A 2,046-nucleotide genomic window follows, 5' to 3' on the forward strand; every position below is an offset into this window, starting at 1 on the left:
CGCCCCCCCCTCACCCCGGCCCTCTCCCCCCGGGGGGGGGAGAGGGAGACAAACCGCGATCGCCCGCGGCGCGAAGCCGTTGCCCCTCCCCTGGTGGGAGGGGGACAGGGGGAGGGGGTCACAACAACGCCCCCCTCACCCCGGCCCTCTCCCCCCGGGGAGGGAGAGGGAGACAAAGGGCCCTACTCCGCCTCCACCAGGGTGGCCATGCCCATGCCGCCGCCCACGCACAGGGTCGCGAGCCCTAGCTCGACGCCCCGGCGGCGCATCTCGTACAGAAGGCTTGCGACGATCCGCAGGCCCGTGGCCCCCACGGGGTGGCCCAGGCCGATGCCGCTTCCGTTCACGTTGACCCGGTCGCGGTCGAGGCCCAGGTCGCGCTCGCAGGCCATGTACTGGGCCGCGAAGGCCTCGTTGAGCTCCACGAGGCCGATGTCGCCGAGGGCGACCCCGGTGCGCTCCAGGAGCTTCCGGGTGGCGGGCACGGGGCCGTACCCCATGATCTCGGGCGGCACCCCGGCGCTCGTCTGGGCCACGATGCGGCCCAGGGGCGCAAGGCCCACCTCCCGGGCCCGGGCCCGGCTCATCACCACGGCCGCGGCCGCCCCGTCGTTGAGGCCCGAGCTGTTCCCGGCCGTGACCGTTCCGTCCTTCTTGAACACGGGCGGGAGCTTCGCCAGGTCCTCGGACGTGAGCCCGAACCGGGGGTGCTCGTCGGTGTCCACCACGGTGTCGCCCTTCCGGCCCGGGATCGTGACCGGCACGATCTCGTCGGCGAACCGGCCCTCCCGGATCGCGGCCTCGGCGTTCCGGTGGCTCCGCAGGGCCACCTCGTCCTGGTCGGCCCGGGAGATGCCGTGGCGCTCGGCCAGGTTCTCGGCCGTGAGCCCCATGATCATCTCGTTGCCGAGGATCCGGCTCCCGGAGTTCAGAAGCTCCCAGAGGCTGTCGGTCATCTCCCCGTGGGTGAGCCGCTGGCCCCAGCGGGCCGTCTTGAGCACGTAGGGCGCGTTCGACATGCTCTCCACGCCCACGACGAGCACGGCCCCGCCCTCGCCCGCGGCCACCAGGAGCCGGGCCGAGGCCAGGGCCTGCATGGACGAGGAGCACTGCTTTTGCACGGTGAACGCCGGCACCTCCACGGGGATCCCGGCGGCGAGCGCCGCCGTGCGCGCCGTGTTGGCCTCGTCGGGGCACTGGATGCACTCGCCGGCGATCACCTCATCGAGGTCGGCCCCGGCGATGCCGGCCCGCCGGAGGGCCTCGTCCATCACGAGGGCGGCCAGCCGGTGGGCCCGCAGGTCCTTGAGGGCGCCCCCGAACTTGCCGATGGGGGTGCGCACGGCGCTCACGATCACCGCGTCGCGGTCGGTCTTGGGAACGGGCATGGCATGACTCCTTGGATCGTTGGGATGGAGCGTTAGGACGTTAGGACGTTAGGACGTTAGGACGCTGGGACGTTGGGACGTTAGGACGCTAGGACGCTAGGACGCTAGGACGTTAGGACGTTAGGAGGTTAGGACGCAAAACCGAGCCTTCCGGCATCGCTAGAGCCGCCCAGCCGCCCAGCCGCCCCGCCGCCCAGCCGCCTAGCCGCCTAGCCGCCCGGCCGCCCAGCCGCCTAGCCGGCCGGCCGCCTCGCCGCCAACCGGCCCAGGCGCTGGCGGATCGTGCGGGCCCGGGCGGGCTTGGGGACCCAGGCGTCGGCCCCGAGGCGCTTCCAGAACGCCGCGTCCGAGGCCGGGCCGGCCGTGTACACGAGCACCGGCGCCCGCCCTTCGACGGCCAGGAGCCGCCCCACGAACGCGGGGCCCCCGGCCCCCTGGGGCTCCACCACGCAGCCGGCCCACGGCCCGGCCCAGCGCCAGAGCCGCAGGGCCTCCTCCGGGTCCTCCGGGGCCACCGCCTCGTAGCCGGGCCCGAGCCCCTGGGCGAGCACCTGCCGGGCCTGGGGGTCGGCCTCGATCACGAGCACCCGGCCTTCCGCCACGGCGGCCTCGGCGCCCTCCGGAGCGGCCGCCGGGAGCCACAGGTGCACCCGCGCGC

General features: G+C 74.5%; 1 protein-coding gene and 1 pseudogene. Both read right to left on the reverse strand.

From position 1 onward, the window contains the following. Positions 1-182: 182 nt before the first annotated feature. On the reverse strand, positions 183-1,388 hold the full coding sequence (locus tag ACY0I8_RS17940) for a thiolase family protein (RefSeq protein WP_461395835.1): 1,206 nt from the start codon (positions 1,386-1,388) through the stop codon (positions 183-185). A gap of 233 nt (positions 1,389-1,621) precedes the next feature. Further along, positions 1,622-2,046, reverse strand: a pseudogene (locus ACY0I8_RS17945) (hypothetical protein); the annotation flags it as partial.

This window comes from Deferrisoma sp., assembly GCF_054681715.1.